9 protein-coding genes are annotated in these 20079 nt (G+C 32.7%); 5 read left to right on the plus strand and 4 right to left on the minus strand.

The annotated features are described in order from the left end of the window. Positions 1–10 precede the first annotated feature (10 nt). From HUE53_RS04055 to HUE53_RS04065, 3 genes are all read left to right on the plus strand, one after another. Positions 11–607, plus strand: coding sequence for a GNAT family N-acetyltransferase (locus HUE53_RS04055; protein ID WP_014166312.1), 597 nt, complete (start codon positions 11–13; stop codon positions 605–607). A 192-nt stretch (positions 608–799) separates the two neighbouring features. Next, positions 800–2611, plus strand: a complete 1812-nt coding sequence (locus tag HUE53_RS04060; RefSeq protein ID WP_014166313.1) for an IucA/IucC family protein — start codon at positions 800–802, stop codon at positions 2609–2611. Continuing rightward, a complete protein-coding gene (locus tag HUE53_RS04065) occupies positions 2605–3999 on the plus strand; it encodes an MATE family efflux transporter (protein WP_014166314.1) in 1395 nt (464 codons plus the stop codon). Before HUE53_RS04060 ends, HUE53_RS04065 begins: the two co-directional genes overlap by 7 nt. Before the next feature lie 199 nt (positions 4000–4198). On the opposite strand, the gene HUE53_RS04070 is transcribed toward HUE53_RS04065, so the two are convergent. From HUE53_RS04070 to HUE53_RS04080, 3 genes are all read right to left on the minus strand, one after another. After that, positions 4199–5554 carry a UDP-N-acetylmuramate--L-alanine ligase gene (locus tag HUE53_RS04070; protein ID WP_065213066.1) on the minus strand — a complete coding sequence of 452 codons (1356 nt, stop codon included), beginning with the start codon at positions 5552–5554 and terminating at the stop codon, positions 4199–4201. Positions 5555–5894: 340 nt separating this feature from the next. Beyond that, positions 5895–6581 carry a tetratricopeptide repeat protein gene (locus HUE53_RS04075; RefSeq protein WP_014166316.1) on the minus strand — a complete coding sequence of 229 codons (687 nt, stop codon included), beginning with the start codon at positions 6579–6581 and terminating at the stop codon, positions 5895–5897. 175 nt (positions 6582–6756) lie between these two features. Next, positions 6757–8907 carry a S46 family peptidase gene (locus tag HUE53_RS04080; protein WP_014166317.1) on the minus strand — a complete coding sequence of 717 codons (2151 nt, stop codon included), beginning with the start codon at positions 8905–8907 and terminating at the stop codon, positions 6757–6759. Between the two features lie 278 nt (positions 8908–9185). On the opposite strand from HUE53_RS04080, the gene HUE53_RS04085 reads away from it, so the two are divergent. Beyond that, positions 9186–9569, plus strand: coding sequence for an ISAon1 family transposase N-terminal region protein (locus tag HUE53_RS04085; protein WP_014165862.1), 384 nt, complete (start codon positions 9186–9188; stop codon positions 9567–9569). 34 nt (positions 9570–9603) lie between these two features. Then, positions 9604–10521 carry an ISAon1 family transposase gene (locus HUE53_RS04090; RefSeq protein ID WP_225556192.1) on the plus strand — a complete coding sequence of 306 codons (918 nt, stop codon included), beginning with the start codon at positions 9604–9606 and terminating at the stop codon, positions 10519–10521. Positions 10522–10642: 121 nt separating this feature from the next. Here HUE53_RS04090 and HUE53_RS04095 read toward each other — a convergent pair whose 3' ends face one another. Continuing rightward, positions 10643–20077 carry a S8 family peptidase gene (locus HUE53_RS04095; protein ID WP_192188722.1) on the minus strand — a complete coding sequence of 3145 codons (9435 nt, stop codon included), beginning with the start codon at positions 20075–20077 and terminating at the stop codon, positions 10643–10645. Positions 20078–20079 lie beyond the last annotated feature (2 nt).

The raw sequence follows: 20079 nt of genomic DNA on the forward strand, positions 1-20079 counted from the left end.
TCTAAAAAGTATGAACAGTACACAGCAATCCAGTCAGAGTATAGAAAACCTGATCTGTTTTAGTAAAAAAATAGATCCAATAGGTTTTTTTGAACTAAGAAAATTTAACCTAACTCAAGATCTACCCATAATCTATCAGTGGGTTCAAAAAGAATATGCTATTTATTGGGGAATGATGGGATTAAGTTACGACGAAGTAAAATCTATTTACCAAAAACTAGAGGAAAACACTCATATATACATTGGTTTATTTCAAGGAAAAGTAGCCTTTTTACTGGAATGTTATAATCCCCAAGAAGACATCATTAAAGAACATTATGAAGTAAAAGAAGGAGACATGGGGATGCATATTCTAGTGGCTCCACCCAACAAAAAAATAAGTGGCTTTACTTGGTATATCTTCCAATTCATCTTAGACTTTATTTTTAGTGATTCCAAAATTAATCGTGTGGTTGTCGAACCCGATGCAAAAAATGAGAAAATACACATTCTGAATGAAAGAGCAGGATTTATTTTTCAAAAATTCATTGATTTACCACATAAAAAAGCGCGCTTAGAATTTTGTACAAGACAACAATACTATAATGCTGTTGCAGAAAAAAACTAATATTTGAGCTTTCTTAAAATGGGGCTGTCTAAAAGTTCTTTTCTCTAATCATCCTACAGGATACTCAAGAACTTACTCTAACAGGTAAAGTAAAGCATCGCTTTTAACGGCTCTTACTTGCTTGTTTTAGAGAGGCAAAACTAAGTTCTTGTCTTTTTAACTCTTAAGACAGCCTCTTTATAAAATAAAATTATGGATATAAAAACATCAACTGCTCGTATTCTTACAGAAAACATAAAACATTTAACATTAGTTAACTGGGAAAAAGCCAATCGCCTTCTTATCCGAAAAGCCATTTCAGAATTTGCCCACGAAACGCTCATCAGTCCTATTTTTAATGCAAAAACAAGTAAATACCAACTAGAAACGATAGATAAGCAATACACTTATGTCTTTCCTGCCCATCTAAAAACACTCAACCATTGGTATATCCCTTATGAAAGCATTGTTAAAAAAGATGTTAATGGAAATAACATCCCCTTATGTCTTATTAGTTTTATTCTTGAGTTTAAAGATCTGCTTGCAATTCCAGCGGAATTACTTCCTACTTACTTAGAAGAAATTAATGCAACTCTTTATAGCACTGCCTATAAAATTTCAAATGAAAAAACAAGTGCTAAAGAACTGCCTTATACAGATTATCAAACGATTGAACATGCTGTTACTGAAGGGCATCCTTGTTTTTTGGCTAATAGTGGTAAAAATGGGTTTAGTAGTATTGATTTTAGGACTTTTTCGCCTGAAGCCAATAACGCTATTCAATTATTATGGTTAGCAGGTCATGAAAGTAGTGCTCAATTTTCATGTATTGACTCTCTCAGTTATGATTTACTAATCAAAACAGAATTAGATACCGACACCCAAATTGCATTTCAAAAAGTACTAGAAGCTGAAAAAGTAAATCCTAACGAATACTTTTGGTTCCCTGTACACCCATGGCAATGGGACAATAAGCTCACTTTGATTTTTACTAATGATATTGCGCAAAAAAAATTAATTCCTTTAGGATTTGCTCCTGATAAACACTCAGCACAACAATCTATACGTACCTTTTATAATCTTTCTAACACAAACAAACATTTTACAAAAACGGCTCTATCCGTAATCAATATGGGGTTTATGCGAGGCCTTTCCCCTTACTATATGGAAAGTACTCCTATTATTACCACTTGGTTAGAAAACCTTGTACAAACAGATCCTTTCTTACAATCAAAAAGGTTCACTGTTTTAGGAGAGGTAGCAACTCTAGGATATCGTAACATTTTGTGGGAAGGTCTTGGTAAAACGATCCCTCATAATAAAATGTTAGCTACACTTTGGAGAGAAAGTCCTGCGAGAAAACTTCAAAAAGGTGAAGATTGTTTTACAATGGCTGCATTGCTTCATCTAGACTATGAAGGCCAACCTTTTATCAAACATCTCATTGAAGCATCTGGAATCAATGCAAAACTGTGGATAGATCATTATTTACAAGCTTATCTAATCCCTTTAATTCATTGTTTTTACACCCATGAACTAGTATTTATGCCACATGGAGAAAATCTTATTCTAGTGATAAAAGACCATATCGTTGAACGTGTTTTAATAAAAGACATTACAGAAGAAATCATGCTTTTTAACCACACAACTCCTTTACCTGAAAAAGCAGAAAGAATACGGATGGATCTACCCGAAAAATTAAAAATATTAAGTATTCAAAATGATATTTTTCAACATTTTTTCCGTTTTCTATCCGCTATTCTAGATGAATATGGCATTTTAAGTGAGCCTGATTTTTGGGAAAGTGTAGGAACCTCTATTGCACAATATCAATTGCAGAACCCTCAATTGAAAGATTTTTTCATCCGATATGATCTATTTAGCCAAACCTTTGACTCTTGTTGTTTGAATCGTTTGCAGCTAAAAAACAACAAACAAATGCTGAATCTTTCAGATCCTGCTTCTAGCTTACAATTTGTAGGAACACTGGCTAATCCTATTCATCAATATAAACCTGTATGGTAAAAACTATCAAAGAAAAATTAAAATTCCTACAACATCATGATGTTGTAGATTTTAACTCCGTTGGTCTTAAAGAAGGGATATGGTTACTAGCCGTTCCTATGATTTTAGAATTGGTACTTGAGTCTGTTTTTTCTTTGGTAGATTTGTACTTTGTAGGGCATTTACCTAACAGTCACTTGGCCATACAAATTATAGGTTTTACGGAATCCATAAATACTATCATATATTCAATAGCTGTAGGTTTTAGTGTAGCAGTTAGTGCCTTGATTTCTATTTCTATTGGTGAAAAAAAAATAAAAAAAACGGGAATAATCATTATTCAAGCTTTAATGATTGCTTGCATTCTTTCTTTAATAATTAGTATACTGGGGTATTTTTATGCTATTGATATTTTTACTTATCTGAATGTTTCACAAAAAGCTATTGCTTATGGGATAAGCTATCCTAAAATCATTTTTAGCAATAGCTTTTTTATCCTTTTATTATTTTTAATTAATGGTTTGTTTAGAGGAATAGGCAATCCTTTACTCGCTATGAAAAGTCTTTGGATAGCAAATGGTTTTAACCTGATACTATGCCCATTACTTATAAATGGTTGGGGATTTATTCCTGCCATGGGAATTGAAGGAGCTGCTTGGGCAACGGTAAGTGGTAGAGCCATAGGGGTATTCTATCAATTGTATTGTATCTTTAAAATTAGAGAATCTATAGGTTTACAAAAAAATAGTTTGAAATTCTACTTCCCTATTATAAAATCCATTACCTCTATTGCAATACCTGGTATATTACAATATGTGTTAGCTTCATTAAGTTGGATCTATCTAGCACAATTGATTGCTAAAAGCGGTGGCGAATACGGGTCCGCAGGATTTCAAATAGCAGTAAGAGTAATGATGTTCTTTATACTTCCTATTTGGGGACTAAGCAATGCCGTTGCTACCCTTACAGGTCAATATCTAGGAGCACAACATAGGATAAGGGTAAAAGTATTAACCAAAATTGTACTCAAATACACAGTTATACTTTGTTTAGGAATTACGTTGATAAATATTCTTTTTGCAGAAAATATTAGTCTATTTTTTACGAATGATACACAAACCATTACACAAGCAAAAGAAACAATGAAAATTATAAGTTTAGGGTATATAGTTTATGGTATTTCAATGGTTTTAAATAATTTGTTTAACGGAGCTGGTAATACAAAAATCCCCACATTAGTCAACTTTCTTGGTTTTTGGGTTTTTCAGATACCTCTTGCCTATTATCTAATTGATATACTAAAAAGTAATTATTTTTATGCTATTGGGTTGATTCCTATTACCGAAACAATACTTTGTTTGCTTTATGCTGTTTTATGGAAAAATTTAGCAAATAGAAGAACAACGTAGGATTGATTGCATCAAAGATACTTTACGTTATTGCTTACTAAAGAGGTAGTCTCAATATTGATGAACCTCTCATTTCGATCAGAAGGAGAAATCACACAATACGAATTATGAAATTCCTCCTTTTGTCGGAATGAACAAACTAAATGTTGTTTTTTGTCTTTTGAGACAACTCTTTAAAACAATTGATCTTGTGAATTCATCACTGAATCAATCCTTTAACCTCATCAAAGTTTAATCCGCCATAGTTCCCAGAACTCATCAATAGTAAAGCGGAGTTATTTAACTCTTGGTTAAACAAATAGTTTTTAAAATCCGTTGGGTTGGTATAAATAATCAAATCATTACGTTTAAATGATTGAGCTATTTGATCATAACTTACTTCTTCCAATTTTTTGATTTTTACAGCATCGGGTGAATAAAATACAACCGCTATATCGGCTGCATCTAAAGCTCCTTCATATTGTTTTAAAAATTCGGCATTCAAACTACTGTATGTATGCAATTCTAAACAAGCTATCAATTTACGATCAGGATATTGTTTTTTTACAGCTTTTGTTGTAGCGGATACCTTGCTTGGTGAATGAGCAAAATCTTTATAGGCTATTTTATTATCTGATTCTGCTATTTTTTCTAAGCGTTTAGAAGCCCCTTTAAAGGAGGCTATCGCTTCATAAAATTCAGCTTCATCTACTCCCATACATTGACATACCCATTTAGCTCCTGCTAAATTATTTAAATTATGTTCGCCAAAAATTTCTATAGGCATTTCTCCTTCGGGCGTATGTAATAAAGTGATTCCTTTTTCTACAGTATATTCAGGAGTAGAATAAGCAATCTTACGAATAGGATTTTCTGCTATTTCTGCTATTTGTTTTACCTCTGGATCATCTTCGTTATAAATTAAAACCCCTCCATTAATAATTTTTTGTATAAAAATTTCAAATTGTTCCACATAATTTTCATACGTTGGAAACACATTGATATGATCCCAAGCTATTCCTGAAATTAGTGCAATATTAGGATTGTATAAATGAAATTTTGGACGTAAATCAATAGGAGAAGTTAGATATTCATCACCCTCTAGAACAATGAATTCATTTTCTTCGGTTAAATGTACCATTGTATCAAAGCCTTCTAATAAAGCTCCTACCATATAATCTACTTTGATATTGTGGTAATTCATTACGTGCAAAATCATAGAAGTAATGGTTGTTTTGCCATGACTTCCTCCTATAACTACTCGGGTTTTGTTTTTAGATTGTTCGTATAAAAACTCTGGATACGAATAAATTTTTAATCCTAATTCTTGAGCTTTTAATAGTTCTGGATTATCAGCCTTAGCATGCATACCTAAAATAACAGCTTGTATATCTGTTGTAATTCTTTCAGGAAACCATCCTAAATCTTCAGGCAATAATCCTTTAGCTTCTAATCGTGATTTAGAGGGTTCAAAAATAGCATCATCACTACCTGTTACTTGGTATCCTTTATTATGTAATGCTAATGCTAAATTGTGCATAGCTGCACCGCCTATGGCTATGAAGTGTGTTCTCATTTGCAAATCTAGAAGTTTAAAGGTCTAGAAGTCTAGGTATTTAAAACCTTACCTAATAAATCGTAACCTGATTTTATTTTGTTCAAATATAAGCTATCCGTTTTTTATGGGAAATAGCCATCGTTAAATTATCTTTGAAAAATCTAGTCTTTTATTTTTTATAAAAAGTCGATCTAAGAAACAAGCTGTGTTTTGCCTCTCTATTAAATGGATAAACTACATGAATTGACACCAAATTAGTCATTATCAACCGCTTTATATAGTGTTTTAAATCTTGCTTTTTATAGTTATTGAAAAAATGTGTTAATTCATTTAAAAAATATGATTGATAAAATAATAATTATTTTTTGAAATCATATTTTAATTGTTCTGCTTTTTCTTTGTCTTTTATTTTATTTGCATACAAGTCATATAGCTTTTCAAAAGTTGTTTTAGAATGCCCTATTTGATACGCTTTTTTCAACCAAAACTCTGCGGTTTTATAAGCATCAAACTGAACTGCTATATATCCTTGTGCTAAATACCCATCAACGGGGGAGAGAGCTATTAATTCTTTAGCATATTGACCTGCTTTTTCTTTTCCTCCTCCAAGAAATTTAGGCAACTCACAATACAATATAATCAATGCCCAACGAGCTCCTATATGCTTAGGCTCTAAAGCTAACGTTTTTTTAAAAGCTTCTTCTATACTTCCTATCATGGTTAGAGCTTTAAATTTATTAGTGTTTTTAGCTTTCATAGCTAAAGCACTTCCGTATTTAAACCAACTATCTGATTTTTGCGGTTCTAATCGCACTAATTCTTCCGCATAATATACCATATAATCCCAATCTTGATGATAAAATGCTATCTCTCCTAATTTTACAACGGCTTCTATATTCCTTGGATCTGTTTTAAGTATAGCTTCTAAAATGGGTTTGGCTTGAAGGTATTTTTTTTGTTTACATAATTCCAATGCTTGCTCTAATGGCTGTTGAGCATTGAATGAATAACAAAAAAACAGTATTAGTATTTGAAATATTTTCATTGGTTTCAATTTTATAGGTCATTAATTTCTCTTGTAATTACTTCTATTAGTTGATCGTATGAGTGTCTAACTTTTAATAGTAGTTTCATACATCAAAAATAGAATAATATTGTAAATAAAAAAGCTGGACTCAATTGAGTCCAGCTTTTACACTACATGTCATTATATAAACGTATTATTTTACTAATGTCATTTCATCTACAATATGTTTAGCGCCTGAGAAATTCTCAATTACCCATAATACATAACGAATATCACAGTTAATCGTTCTTTGTAATTTTTTATCAAAGATTACATCTCCTGCCATGGCTTCGATATTTCCATCAAAAGCTAAACCTATTAATTCTCCTTTACCATTTAAGACAGGAGAACCGGAGTTCCCCCCTGTTATATCATTATCCGATAAGAAATTTATGTGTAAAGTTCCATCTTTATCGGCATAACGACCAAAATCTTTGTTTTTATTCATTTCTAATACACGAATTGGCAAATCAAACTCTGCATCTCCTTTTTTGTATTTTTTAACTTGACCTGCTAAAGTAGTGTAGTTATTGATAGTTGCATCATTACGTTTATCTGCTGGCAATGCACGTACCTTACCATAGGTTAAACGTAAAGTCGAGTTAGCGTCTGGATATTTTATATCTCCAATTTTAGAATCACGTAATCCTTGTACTAATTTACGGAATGCCACGCCAAAATCGTTTTGTGCTTTTGCAATCGCATCTGATTTAGATGAAAAATGCGTTAACATATCATTAGATAATACATACAAAGGATCAGCAAGAAGAGTTGGCTCACTTGGATTAGCAAGGAATGCTGTAATTTTTTCTTTAGATGTAAATAAGCTCAAATCGAAGGCTTTATTTACATAGGCTGTAAAGTCATTATTATTTGTTTTTGCTAATTCAGCCACTTTAGGAGCAATAGAATAACCTGTAGATTTAGTAGCATATAATTTTAATTGCGCAGCTAAAATATCTTTTTCAGCAGGAATATGTACTTCTTTATACAGCTCATCCGTCATTTTTAAAATAGCTGGAGCTAATTGTACACGTTTGGCAGCATCTGCTTTAGCATACATTTCTAATTGCTTACCAATAGTTCTACCAATAGAAGCAAAGTTAGACGTACGGAACATTTGCATCATATAGTTATCATGACGTGCTTTTTCATTTGTCATTTTATAGAAATTGTTGATAGTTTCAACCACATTTCCATACTGTTCTTTGTTTTCTGCTTTATTTGCCCAAATATTGAATTTAGCTTCTTGTTCTGCTTTTGTTTTAGCTGTACCAAACTTAGTCAAAGCATCAATCATTCCTTGACGATTTTTCCAATAGTTAGCTGTAGAGGCAAATTTAGAAGCATATATTAGATTCAAAGCATCACTTTGATTCATATATTTTTTCATATTGTCCATACCTATTTTAGCTCCTTCAACCCAAGCTGGATAAGCAAATTTTACGTTTTGCTCAATTCCTCCTGCTGGCATCCAACGGTTTGTACGACCTGGGTATCCCATAATCATTGCAAAATCACCTTCTTTAACACCGCCTAAATTAACTGGTAAATGGTGTTTTGGTTTTAAAGGCACATTGTTTTCTGAGTATTCAGCAGGATTCCCATTAGCATCACCGTATACACGGAACATAGAAAAGTCTGCTGTATGACGCGGCCATTCCCAGTTGTCTGTATCCCCTCCAAATTTACCTAAGCTTTCAGGAGGTGTACCCACTAAACGAACATCTTTATAATCTTGGTACACGAAGTAGTAGTACTCATTTCCTTGAAAAAAAGAACGTACAGAAACTACGTATTTCCCCCCTTCGTTGTTTTCTTTTTCAATTTTTGCAATTTCAGCGTTGATTGCTTTTTCACGTTCAGCTTCAGTCATTGTATCATTTACAACAGAAAGGATTCTTTTGCTACAATCATCCATACGAACGAAAAAACGAACAAACAAACTAGATGGTTTTAGTTCTTCTTTTTTAGAACTAGCCCAAAATCCGTTTTTTAAATGATTTTTTTCAGCACTAGACAATTCAGCTATAGCATCATAACCGCAATGGTGATTCGTTAAGACTAACCCTTCTTTAGAGATCATTTCTGCGGTACAGCCTCCATTAAATTGAACAATAGCATTTTTTAAACTATTATTGTTAATACTGTAAATTTCTTCAGAAGTTAACTGAAGTCCCATTTTTTGCATATCGCGGTGGTTCAAACGCTCTATAAACATTAGAAACCACATTCCCTCATCTGCTTTTACACTTGCTGGCACAAGCATAATAGCGGCAATTAGGGATAGAACTAATTTTTTCATACTATTAATTATAATATTTTGCGTTGCGAATATAAAAGATATTTTAAGAATAAATCAATACAATCTTGAAATTAACATCTTAACGTTTAACTCAGATTACGCATTAGAAATTTAGTAGAGATAAAAATGACTTTGAATCTAAAAAAGCACTCTTTTTTTGTCCTCAATGTAAAACTACAGCTCTGGGGAAAATTATGTACATTTTTATCTTCTTTGCCCTTATTTTGGCTCACATAAAAAATATGGGGAGTAATTGTAAATTGCGACAAAAAAAGTAAATGGATTTTTCGATACTTTCTGCTTTTCTACCCGAAGAATTATTATGTCATTTTGATATTGTTGATTTTATAGAATTAGGAGATATTCAAACAAAAAAGGATTGCTTTTATATCTATCTTGATGAAAAGAACATTATTCCCGAAGGTTTCATTTCAGAGGAATATGAGTCAAAAGGCTTTTGTGAGCGTACTTTGATACAAGATTTTCCAATACGAGGAAAGGCTGTTTATTTAGGTATCAGAAGACGTAGGTGGCGAAATACAGTAGATAAGTCAGAAATTAAAAGCGATTATTCTTTTATTGCAGAAGGTTCCAAATTAACTGTTGAACTTTCGGATTTTTTAAAAGGTACAGGTAGAGACCCGAGAAGATACGATAAGTAACATTGCCAGTTATTATGGCATTAAAGCTGATTTACTGCGAAGACATTACAAAAAAAGAATCAGTGGTTTTACAAGTTGGAAACAGTTAGAACATGCCGAAAATTATCTGATTTACCCCGAAAATATTGGGGAGAATTTAAGTATTGATGAAGTAAGTTTGTCAAAAGGTGAACTTTATACTTTTGTAACCAATAAACAAGGAAGAGGCAAAAAGAAATCCTTAGTGGCGGTTATAAAAGGCACCAAAAGTCAGGACATTATTGATGTGGTTACTAAAATTCCACTTTCGCATAGAAAACAAGTAAAATCGATAACACTTGATATGGCAAACAATATGCAATCAGCATCAAGAATGTGTTTTCCTGAAAGTTACCTTGTCACAGACCGTTTCCATGTGGTAAAGTTGGTAATGGAAGCTCTCCAGCATTTAAGGATAAAATATCGCTGGGAGGAGATTGAAAAAGAGAATCAAGCTATCAAAAAAGCAAAGGAGCAAGCAATAAAATACATTCCAATAACTTTTGAAAACCAAGACACACCCAAACAACTATTGGCTCGATGTCGTTATATCATTGCCAAGAAACCCAACCAATGGACAGAAACCCAAAAAGTGCGAGCCCAAATATTGTTCCAACATTATCCTCTAATACATCAGGCATATAAACACACCCAAGAGTTTAGAAATATTTATGAATACACCTCAAAAGAAGAGGCTAAACAAAAAATATTGAATTGGATATCCAAAACCAAAGAATTAAAAATGACTGTCTTTAATACCGTTGCCAATAGTTTAAATTATCATTTGGAAACAATTGCAAACTTCTTCGTAAAAAGACATACAAACGCAAATGCTGAATCCTTTAACTCAAAAATAAAACTCTTTAGAGCTAATCAAAGAGGTGTGGTGGATACTAAATTCTTCCTCTTTAGAATGGAGAAACTTTTTGCTTAATCCCCAAAAAATTAATCTGAGCCCTTATTTTTTCATCACAAAGGCTAACACATAATCTGGGGTTAAAACAAATCAGGCTTGGAAATTTCCAAGCCTGATTTTAAAAAATTGTTTATACAATCTATTTTACTAATATCTTATAAACTGAATTATCTGATTGCGCGCGCTCTATGTTTATATAATACATACCGTTTTTCATATTACTTGGCAAGTAAATCTTCTTAGCTACTTTATCCAATTTTAATTCCAAACGTTGTCCTATAGCATTAACTAAAACAACTTCTTTGATATCCTCATAGTTTTCACAATCTAAATTAATTACTTCTTCATTTTGCGAAATATAGTTTGGATAAACTTTACATTTATCATCGGTAGTAACTGCTCGATTTTGGTCTAATCTAGCAGAAGCTACAGTAACAGGGCTATCACCTCCATAACATGGTATGTAAATTTGTATAACATATACTCTACCGTCTCTCATTTTTAATTTAGAAGTCACATTCCCTCTTTTACCAAAAAGACAATTCATCAAAAAGGTGCTTCTACTTTCTATTATATCGTCATTTTCCCCTGGATAATAGGTACTACTATAGTTTTGATCTGCAAAGCCCATTTGATCCCAACTCCAAGTCACTTCTGATACATCTTTCCCTTTAACTACTTCCCCATTATTATATTTCCATACAAACACATGAAAACCTGGCCAATTATAATTATAATCATACACTAAATTAGGTATTTCTCTTTTCTGAACCGTATATTCTTGAGAATGGGTTTCGATCCAAGCACCTGATACACATTGGTAACTAGCAACTAATTTTATTTTATCACCATTTGCCCATTCAGATCCTTTTAGTGTATAACTAGATCTACCATATCCTTCATAAACTCTCACCCCGTTTTTAGTCCAATAATAATAATAATAATTTCCTGAGCCTCCTGTAAGACTGGCATTTAATGATGACGTATCTCCTGAACCATACAATACCCGTAATCCTGATATTGCAACGGAATTTGGTGAAGTATTTTTTTCTACTACATAACTTTGCGAAGAGGTTTCAATCCAAGTTCCTGATATACATTGATAACTAGCTACTAATCTTATTTTGTCACCATTTGACCATTCTGATCCTTTTAATGTATAACTAGATCTTCCGTATCCTTCATGTACTCTCACATCATTTTTAGTCCAGTAGTAATAAAAATTGGCTGTTCCTCCTGTAAGATTAGCTGTTAAAGACAATTCTTCTGAATTACATAATGAGCGTAGTCCTGCTATTGCAACAGTACTTGGAGAGGTATATTTATCTAGGCTATACTCTTGTGAAGCTGTTTCTATCCAACTACCTGAAACACATTGATAACTCACAACCAATTTCAATCTATCTCCATTATTCCATTGATTTCCTTGCAATGTATAATTAGATTTATCATAGCCTTCTGATACGCGTGTCCCGTTTTTTGTCCAGTAATAAAAGAATTTTCCTGAGCCTCCTGTTACATTAGCAGATAAAGAAATACCATCCGAATCACAAAATGCTCGTAATCCAGTTACGGCAACAGCATTTGGTGAAGTATTTTTAACAATTGTGTATTCTTGCGAAGGTGTTTCAATCCAACTACCTGATGCGCATTGATAACTCACAACCATTTTTAATTTATCGCCATTGCTCCATTGATTTCCTTGTAAAGTATAGGTCGACTTATCATATCCTTCCCATACACGTGTTCCATTTTTAGTCCAGTAATAATAAAATCTTCCAGAACCTCCTGTTATATTAGCAGATAAAGAAATACCATCAGAATCACAGAAAGGTTTTAATCCTGAAATTGCAATTGAACTTGGCGAACTGTTTTTTACTATTGTTGATTCTTGTGAGTATAAATTAGACCATGATCCTCCTATACGAGTTAAATAATCGACTTGTAATTTCAATTTATCACCGTTAGACCAATTTGCATTATCTACTGTATAATTTGCTTTATCGAATCCTTCTGTAACACGTTGTCCATTTTTATACCATATATAATATAGTCTATCACATCCTACTCCTCCTACTGTATTTGCGGATACAAGGTAGGAAGTTTCACAACCGCTTAAAGTTCCTAATCCTGAAAACGAAACGGAAGTAGGTGCTGTTCGCTCATCTATTGTATACTCTGGCGATAGGATGTCTATCCAATTACCTGCTACGCATTGATAAGCTATTCCTACTCGTAATTTGTCGCCATTTGACCACTGAGACCCTTGTAAAGTGTAGGTTGATCGACCATATCCTTCATATACTCGTGTCCCATTTTTTGTCCAATAGTAATAGTAACTTCCTGTACCGCCAGTTTGTGTTAAACTTAAGTTTAAGCTATCACTTGCTAAAAAAGGAGCTAAACCGTTTACAGCTAATGAACTCGGAGAGCTATATTTTTCTACAACATATTCTTGGGAAGCTGTTTCTACCCAACTACCTGAAATACATTGATAGCTAACCACTAATTTTAGTTTATCACCATTACTCCATTGATTCCCTTCTAAAATATAAGTGGATTTATCATAGCCTTCTGATACGCGTGTCCCGTTTTTTGTCCAGTAATAAAAGAATCTTCCTGAGCCTCCTGTTACATTAGCAGATAAAGAAATCAAATCTGAATTGCAAAATGCTCGTAATCCAGTTACTGCAACAGCACTTGGTGAAGTATTTTTGTAAACCGTTATATTTTTTCTTGGACTAACACAATTATTACGAACAAATTCGGCACTTATCACATCACCATTGTTCCAACTATTAGATTGCAAGTAAAAATCTTTGCTTGTTTCTTGTGTAAGTACGTTGTTTTTATACCATCTTATTTGATCTCCTGAATCAAAACCTGAAACGGTAACTGAGGTTTGTTCATTAGAACAAAGTTCTATAATTTCTTTATTTACAATAGGTATATTAGGTATATTAGATATGGTTATTGGTAAATCGTAAGTAATTGTACCATCAAAAGAACCTGTTGCACATTGAACTTGAACTAATACTTTTAGTTTATCACCATTCGTCCAATCACTTCTATTCAGCCTATAATTTCTCTTGTCATATCCTTCCGCAATACGTATATCATTTCTTAACCAAACATAATAAAATGATCCATTTCCTCCGTCTGTAGTTACATTCAAATCAAGTCCTGACTCACAAGTTCCTAACGTTCTTAATCCATTTACAGAAATATTTGATGGACGAATGTTTTTATTGACGCTATATTCTTGTGAAGCTGTTTCTATCCAACTACCTGATGCGCATTGATAACTTACAACCATTTTTAATTTATCGCCATTGCTCCATTGAGAACCTTGTAAAGTATAAGTCGACTTATCATATCCTTCCCATACACGTGTTCCATTTTTAGTCCAGTAATAATAAAATCTTCCAGAACCTCCTGTTATATTAGCAGATAAAGAAATACCATCAGAATCACAGAAAGGTTTTAATCCTGAAATTGCAATTGAACTTGGCGAACTGTTTTTTACTATTGTTGATTCTTGTGAGTATAAATTAGACCATGATCCTCCTATACGAGTTAAATAATCGACTTGTAATTTTAATTTATCACCGTTAGACCAATTTGCATTATCCACTGTATAATTTGCTTTATCGAATCCTTCTGTAATACGTTGTCCATTTTTATACCATATATAATATAGTCTATCACATCCTACTCCTCCAACTACATTTGCGGATACAAGGTAGGAAGTTTCACAACCGCTTAAAGTTCCTAATCCTGAAAACGAAACGGAAGTAGGTGCTGTTCGTTCATCTATTGTATACTCTGGCGATAGGATGTCTATCCAATTACCTGCTACGCATTGATAAGCTATTCCTACTCGTAATTTGTCGCCATTTGACCACTGAGACCCTTGTAAAGTGTAGGTTGATCGACCATATCCTTCATATACTCGTGTCCCATTTTTTGTCCAATAGTAATAGTAACTTCCTGTACCGCCAGTTTGTGTTAAACTTAAGTTTAAGCTATCACTTGCTAAAAAAGGAGCTAAACCGTTTACAGCTAATGAATTTGGAGACGTGTATTTCTCTACAGTATATTCTTGTGAAGCTGTTTCTACCCAACTACCTGAAATACATTGATAGCTAACCACTAATTTTAGTTTATCACCATTACTCCATTGATTCCCTTCTAAAATATAAGTGGATTTACCATAGCCTTCTGATACGCGTGTCCCATTTTTTGTCCAGTAATAAAAGAATCTTCCTGAGCCTCCTGTTATATTAGCAGATAAAGAAATCAAATCTGAATTGCAAAATGCTCGTAATCCAGTTACTGCAACAGCACTTGGTGAAGTATTTTTAACAACTGTATGTTCTTCCGAAAATGTTTCAATCCAGCTACCTGATGTGCATTGATAAGAGACTGATGCTTTTATACGATCGTTATTTGACCATTCCATAGGAATTAGAGCGAAAGCCGACATATCAGTACCTTCTACTAACTTAATCCCATTCTTATACCACTTGTATATAAATGTTCCACTACCTCCTGTAACATTCAAACTTAAAGTTAAATTATCATCATTTGAACAAAAAGGGCGTACTCCGTTAATAACTATATTCGAAGGAGACGTTTGTTTTTCTATTACAAGAGAAACTTCTTTTGTAGTAGCAGGATCTAAATCCGTAAATACAATTGATTTTAATGTATCTCCTGTATTTAAAACAGCTCCTGTAAAAGTAATATCGGAACTATTTGTGGATTGACGAATATTATTTAGATACCATATATATTTATACCCAATCGTTGTATCTCCTGTGATATTTACTAAATATCTTTGAGTATCATTAGCACATAACTTAGGATTACCTGATATTGTAATAGAAAAATTAGGAACAAACTTATAATTGGTATTAAACTTAATTTTTTGTTGTGCTTTTCCACTTACGGCTACATACATAGCGTTATAACTTCCTGTTGTATTTTTTGAATTAATAACAAAATCATAATTACCATTTCTGAGTATTGCATCTTTCAACACATTTTCATCTTCTGTAAAATTACCATCTTTATTAAAATCTAGATAAAATTTAGGTTTCCCAAAAACAGATGATCCATTACTATTCGTTTGAGTTGAACTGAATGTATAGGTTTCTCCTGATTTAAATATAGTATAACTAGATTTAGACATCATGTCATAATCTGAATATGATCCATAAAAACCTACAAAACGTTTGTCATAAATTTTTGAACCAGAAGAATCAGTAATGGTAATTTGATTAAAACGTGTTTTTAATAAACCTACTCTGAATAGGATTTCTTGTTTTGCACTACCAGCAATAGCTACGTACTTAGCTAAAACAGAACCTGTACCTACACAACAGGAAGGAATTTGAAAATCATACCGTCCTTCTACCAAATTACTACTTAACAACAGATCTTCTGAATTTTGTAAAATTCCGTCACCATTTAAGTCAACAAAGAAATTAGGTTTCCCATAAGATGTGCTACCATCGCTATTGCTTTGAGTAGGAACAAACTGATAATTTTGACCCGCTGTATAAATAGCCACTGGGGCTGCTGAACTGATGTCATAATTTGCATATCCATTATATGGACTTGGGAAATTATATGTAAATAGAACTGTACCCGCAGCCTCCTTTACTTCTACTTTTGTAAATCTAGTCTTAACTTCTAATTGTATTTTTAATATTATTTCTTGTTTTGCACTATTAGATGAAGCATAAAGAAGAGCTTTAGTTGAAGCATTAACTCTAAAATTAGTTGGTAATGTAAATTTGTATCGTCCTGATACTAGTACGGATTTGAACAAAACATCTTCACTAGCTTCTAAAATACCATCATTATTTAAGTCTATAAAAAATTTAGGTTTGTTAAAACTTGTTGTCCCATCGTTATTACTTTGAGCAGCTGAAAAATAATAATCTACACCTGACGTTAAGCTCACTTGTGAAGTAGTACCTAAATCATAATCTTTATATTCAGTGTATGAATTAGTAAATAAGACATTGGTGTTATCTTCGATTTTCACAGTACTGAAGCGTGTTTTTAGAGAATTTCCACTTGGTGTGTAAGAAACAAAACCACTTGGTATAGCAAATAAGCCTCCTAACACCCCTACTACAAACTGACCTGAACCTGCTATAGTGGCTCCTGCGGCTCCTGCTATTGCAACTAATGCCCCTCCCCCTGGACCTGGTTTAGGCGTATTATCATAAGATTCGTTTTCTTCCTGATTACATGATTTTACAAAGTCCGCTTCCGAACGTTTATAACAAGATCCTGTGGTTACAACTGCTTGATAAATACCTGAACTGGTTCCTGTAGTTGTTAAAGATTTGCTATTTTGTTGAACAACTCCATCTTTTATAAACTGAACAGTTGCATTAGAATTTGATGACAATAAATTTTGTAACACGTTTTGTTTACTAGGATCGGTAGCTTGAGCCGTTAGCGTAAAAGAACTGGTTCCTTTAGCTGGACAAAATTCAGCAGCACTTTCTGTTAAGCTAATCGCAGGTATTTCTGAATTTGGTAAATCTACTTTATCTGAATTACTAGGTGTAGATTTTAATCCCATGGATAACATTAGTTTTTTTTCAGTAGATGAAATTTCTATTGTTCCTTCTTTAGTAATATTCAAATAGCTATTTGTGGTAACGTTTTTTACTGTATATAATACATTTTTATTACTGTCTCTACTCAGATCAAAAAGATCGGCTTGATCCATTGTAGAACAAACAACAGACCCCCCAACAAATTTTAAGCCATAGTTTTTATTAGACTTAGAAATAATTTTTCTGCTGGTTGTATCATAATAAAAAACAAAATCTCCTGGTAACAAAACGGTTGGATCTTGTTTGTATTCTTCTACCGTTGGCTTAAAGTTTGTTCCATTAGCATCATTATAACGCAAAAACTTTTTAAAAGTCTGATCTGATATAACGAAATAATTATTTTTTGAATTTTCTTTAACTTTTACAGCTACATATTCACTATTTTTAAGAGGTAATTCAGTAGCAATCGTTTTTTCGGCAACTGTCCCTCCTGAACTAATAAATTTAGTCCATTCGTAATCAACAACATCTGGCGAAGGATTTTTAACTAGAACTTTAAAATTATCTTCACAATCGGGTTGTGTAAAATCTAATGTTATTTTCTTATCCGAAACCGTAAAAGCATAGGATAAGGTTTCCTTGTTTGAATCTAGCTTTCTATTGTTTAATTTATCTTTTATTGTGAAATAAAAAGTTCCTGGAAAATTTATTTCTATTTTTTTACTTATAAAATCTCCTTTGCATTTTAGTTCTTGACCTCCTAATGTAATTTCTTTTCCATTATAGTTTAAAACTAAATCAAACTTTTGTGGGTAATTATTTGAGTCTGTATCTTCCGCTTGAATGTTTATATAAGCGGGTTCAAATTGCCCTGGTACTAACTCTAAGTCAGGAACGTCAAAATCTACAGTAGGCATGGTAAAATTACCAATTACTTCATATACTCTTCTAAATTTTTGAGAAGATTCAACAACCAAACCATCTGTATTGATAATTTTCACAAAAACCTCTGCATCATATTGTCCTATTTCATTTAACCCTTTAAAAAAACAAACATCTCCTAAAAGGCATAAACCAGAATCTTTACTTAATTCATAATTATTACCTGATTTTTTATTTGTCAGAATAGCTTTTACAAATTCTACCGTTTGTACTTTATTGTCTAGCGGGTTCGCTTCTTGTACAAAACCTATTTTAAATAGGTCTCCTACATTACCTTGTACATTAGCTACATCCATATCAATAGTAACATAAGGCAGAAAACCAGACATAACAATACTCAAGGGGCAGGTTAATTGATTCCCTTTTAGAGATTCTCCTTTAACAATAAGGGTGTAATATCCTTTTGATAAGTATTCTGGAGAAATTTGTTCTACCGTATTAATCTTATCTATACCATTAATAGCTGGTTTCTTAGGATTTTTAGCATCTAATATATAGGGCTGATAAATATCTCCTTGCTGTGATTGTAAACTTAAATCTATATTTGCATTCAACCCAAACCCAAAATCTTCATCCATCCATGCTGCTGTTATTTTAGGCACATCTCCTCCTGGATAATACAACGGAATTTTATATATTATTTCAGAACTAGCTCTTAGTGTTTTTACATCTTGAATAACTAAGGCGTTTTTAGCAGCGTATCTAAATAATTCTTCTCCATTACATTGCCCCCAACCTGACATATAATCAGGGCCTGGATCGCCTATATCCAATGCACTATTTATTAAAGAGGCTTTAATTGTTGTAGCTGTAGGATATTGACCATTATTTATTTTATATTCTTCAGAAAATGCCGAGACAATAGAACTTACTAATGGGGTTGCAAAAGATGTCCCTTCTTCTTTTTGAAAATTAAAATCAATAGTCTGACCCTCTGCACAAATATCAGGTTTTATACGTCCATCTGTAGTAGGTCCAATAGAGGTATATTCTGTTACAGAATAATTTCCAGCATCATTCAGCATACTTGTAGCACCTACAGTTATTAGGTTTTTACCCCCAGCATAAGAATTAATAGAACCATTTATTTGGGAAGGTTTTGGGTATAAAACGCCATTGCTTCCGTAGGGGATTTTAATTTTCTTTCCATTTTGGTCATCTACATAAATATCGGAGCCCAACTGTATTTTTGAGTCAATTTCTTCCGATCCTCTATGACCGTGATTTCCAGCGGCAAATAACAGAACCGCTTGGTTATTGTTTAAATAAGAAAATTGATTATACTCTTTTTCTTTGTAAGAAATATCTTTTAGTCTATCTAGATAATCATCTCCATTAAAACCTCCTCGCCAATAAGGTATTCCTTGGGTTACTGTCCATTGAAAAGGAGCTCCCCATGAACAATTAATGGCAAAAAATTTAGACGGATCTTTTTTCAATTCCTCTTTATAGTCTCTTAATGAACCGATTCCTCCACTAACTGAATACTGACCGATTACATTATTATTTACGTTTTTACCCACAAAAACACCACGCTGAAATTTTGTGGGGTCTCCCCCGATCATTACAGCTGTAACATCTTCAGCGTGTTCATCTATTGCATGCACACCTCCTACTTCCCGAAAATTATCTTTAAAATTTTTAAAATAATCTCGGGTCATATTAGCAAAACCACCTATTTCAGAAATAATTACTGAGCCAAATGACTTAATACCATTAATGTATTTAGCTATTTGTTCGTTTATATAATCGTGTCCTAGTGCGTCAAATCGTGAAGCCTTATTAGCTTTTATTGTATTATTAATAAGTTCTTCATAAATCAATTTTCCATTAAGTGTATCCAAATTAGTTTTATTTGGACAATCTTTTATTAAATCGTACTCTTTTTGTATTTTTTTATCAAAGGCTTCTTTTTTAGTTTGAATTGAATTCCACAAGACATTTTGCTGTGGTATAAAAGGTCCGAAAAAACCTGTTTCTAATGTATTAGTCTGTATTTGAGAAAAAAGAGACACATTAAACAGTAAAAAAAATAAAATTTTATGTCTCATAT

Source organism: Flavobacterium columnare (assembly GCF_014844295.1).
Taxonomy (GTDB): domain Bacteria; phylum Bacteroidota; class Bacteroidia; order Flavobacteriales; family Flavobacteriaceae; genus Flavobacterium; species Flavobacterium columnare.

Coding starts and splice junctions, on each gene's coding strand:
- HUE53_RS04055 (WP_014166312.1), top strand. CDS start 11: ATGAACAGTACACAGCAATCCAGTCAGAGTATAGAAAACCTGATCTGT.
- HUE53_RS04060 (WP_014166313.1), top strand. CDS start 800: ATGGATATAAAAACATCAACTGCTCGTATTCTTACAGAAAACATAAAA.
- HUE53_RS04065 (WP_014166314.1), top strand. CDS start 2,605: ATGGTAAAAACTATCAAAGAAAAATTAAAATTCCTACAACATCATGAT.
- HUE53_RS04070 (WP_065213066.1), bottom strand. CDS start 5,554: ATGAGAACACACTTCATAGCCATAGGCGGTGCAGCTATGCACAATTTA.
- HUE53_RS04075 (WP_014166316.1), bottom strand. CDS start 6,581: ATGAAAATATTTCAAATACTAATACTGTTTTTTTGTTATTCATTCAAT.
- HUE53_RS04080 (WP_014166317.1), bottom strand. CDS start 8,907: ATGAAAAAATTAGTTCTATCCCTAATTGCCGCTATTATGCTTGTGCCA.
- HUE53_RS04085 (WP_014165862.1), top strand. CDS start 9,186: ATGGATTTTTCGATACTTTCTGCTTTTCTACCCGAAGAATTATTATGT.
- HUE53_RS04095 (WP_192188722.1), bottom strand. CDS start 20,077: ATGAGACATAAAATTTTATTTTTTTTACTGTTTAATGTGTCTCTTTTT.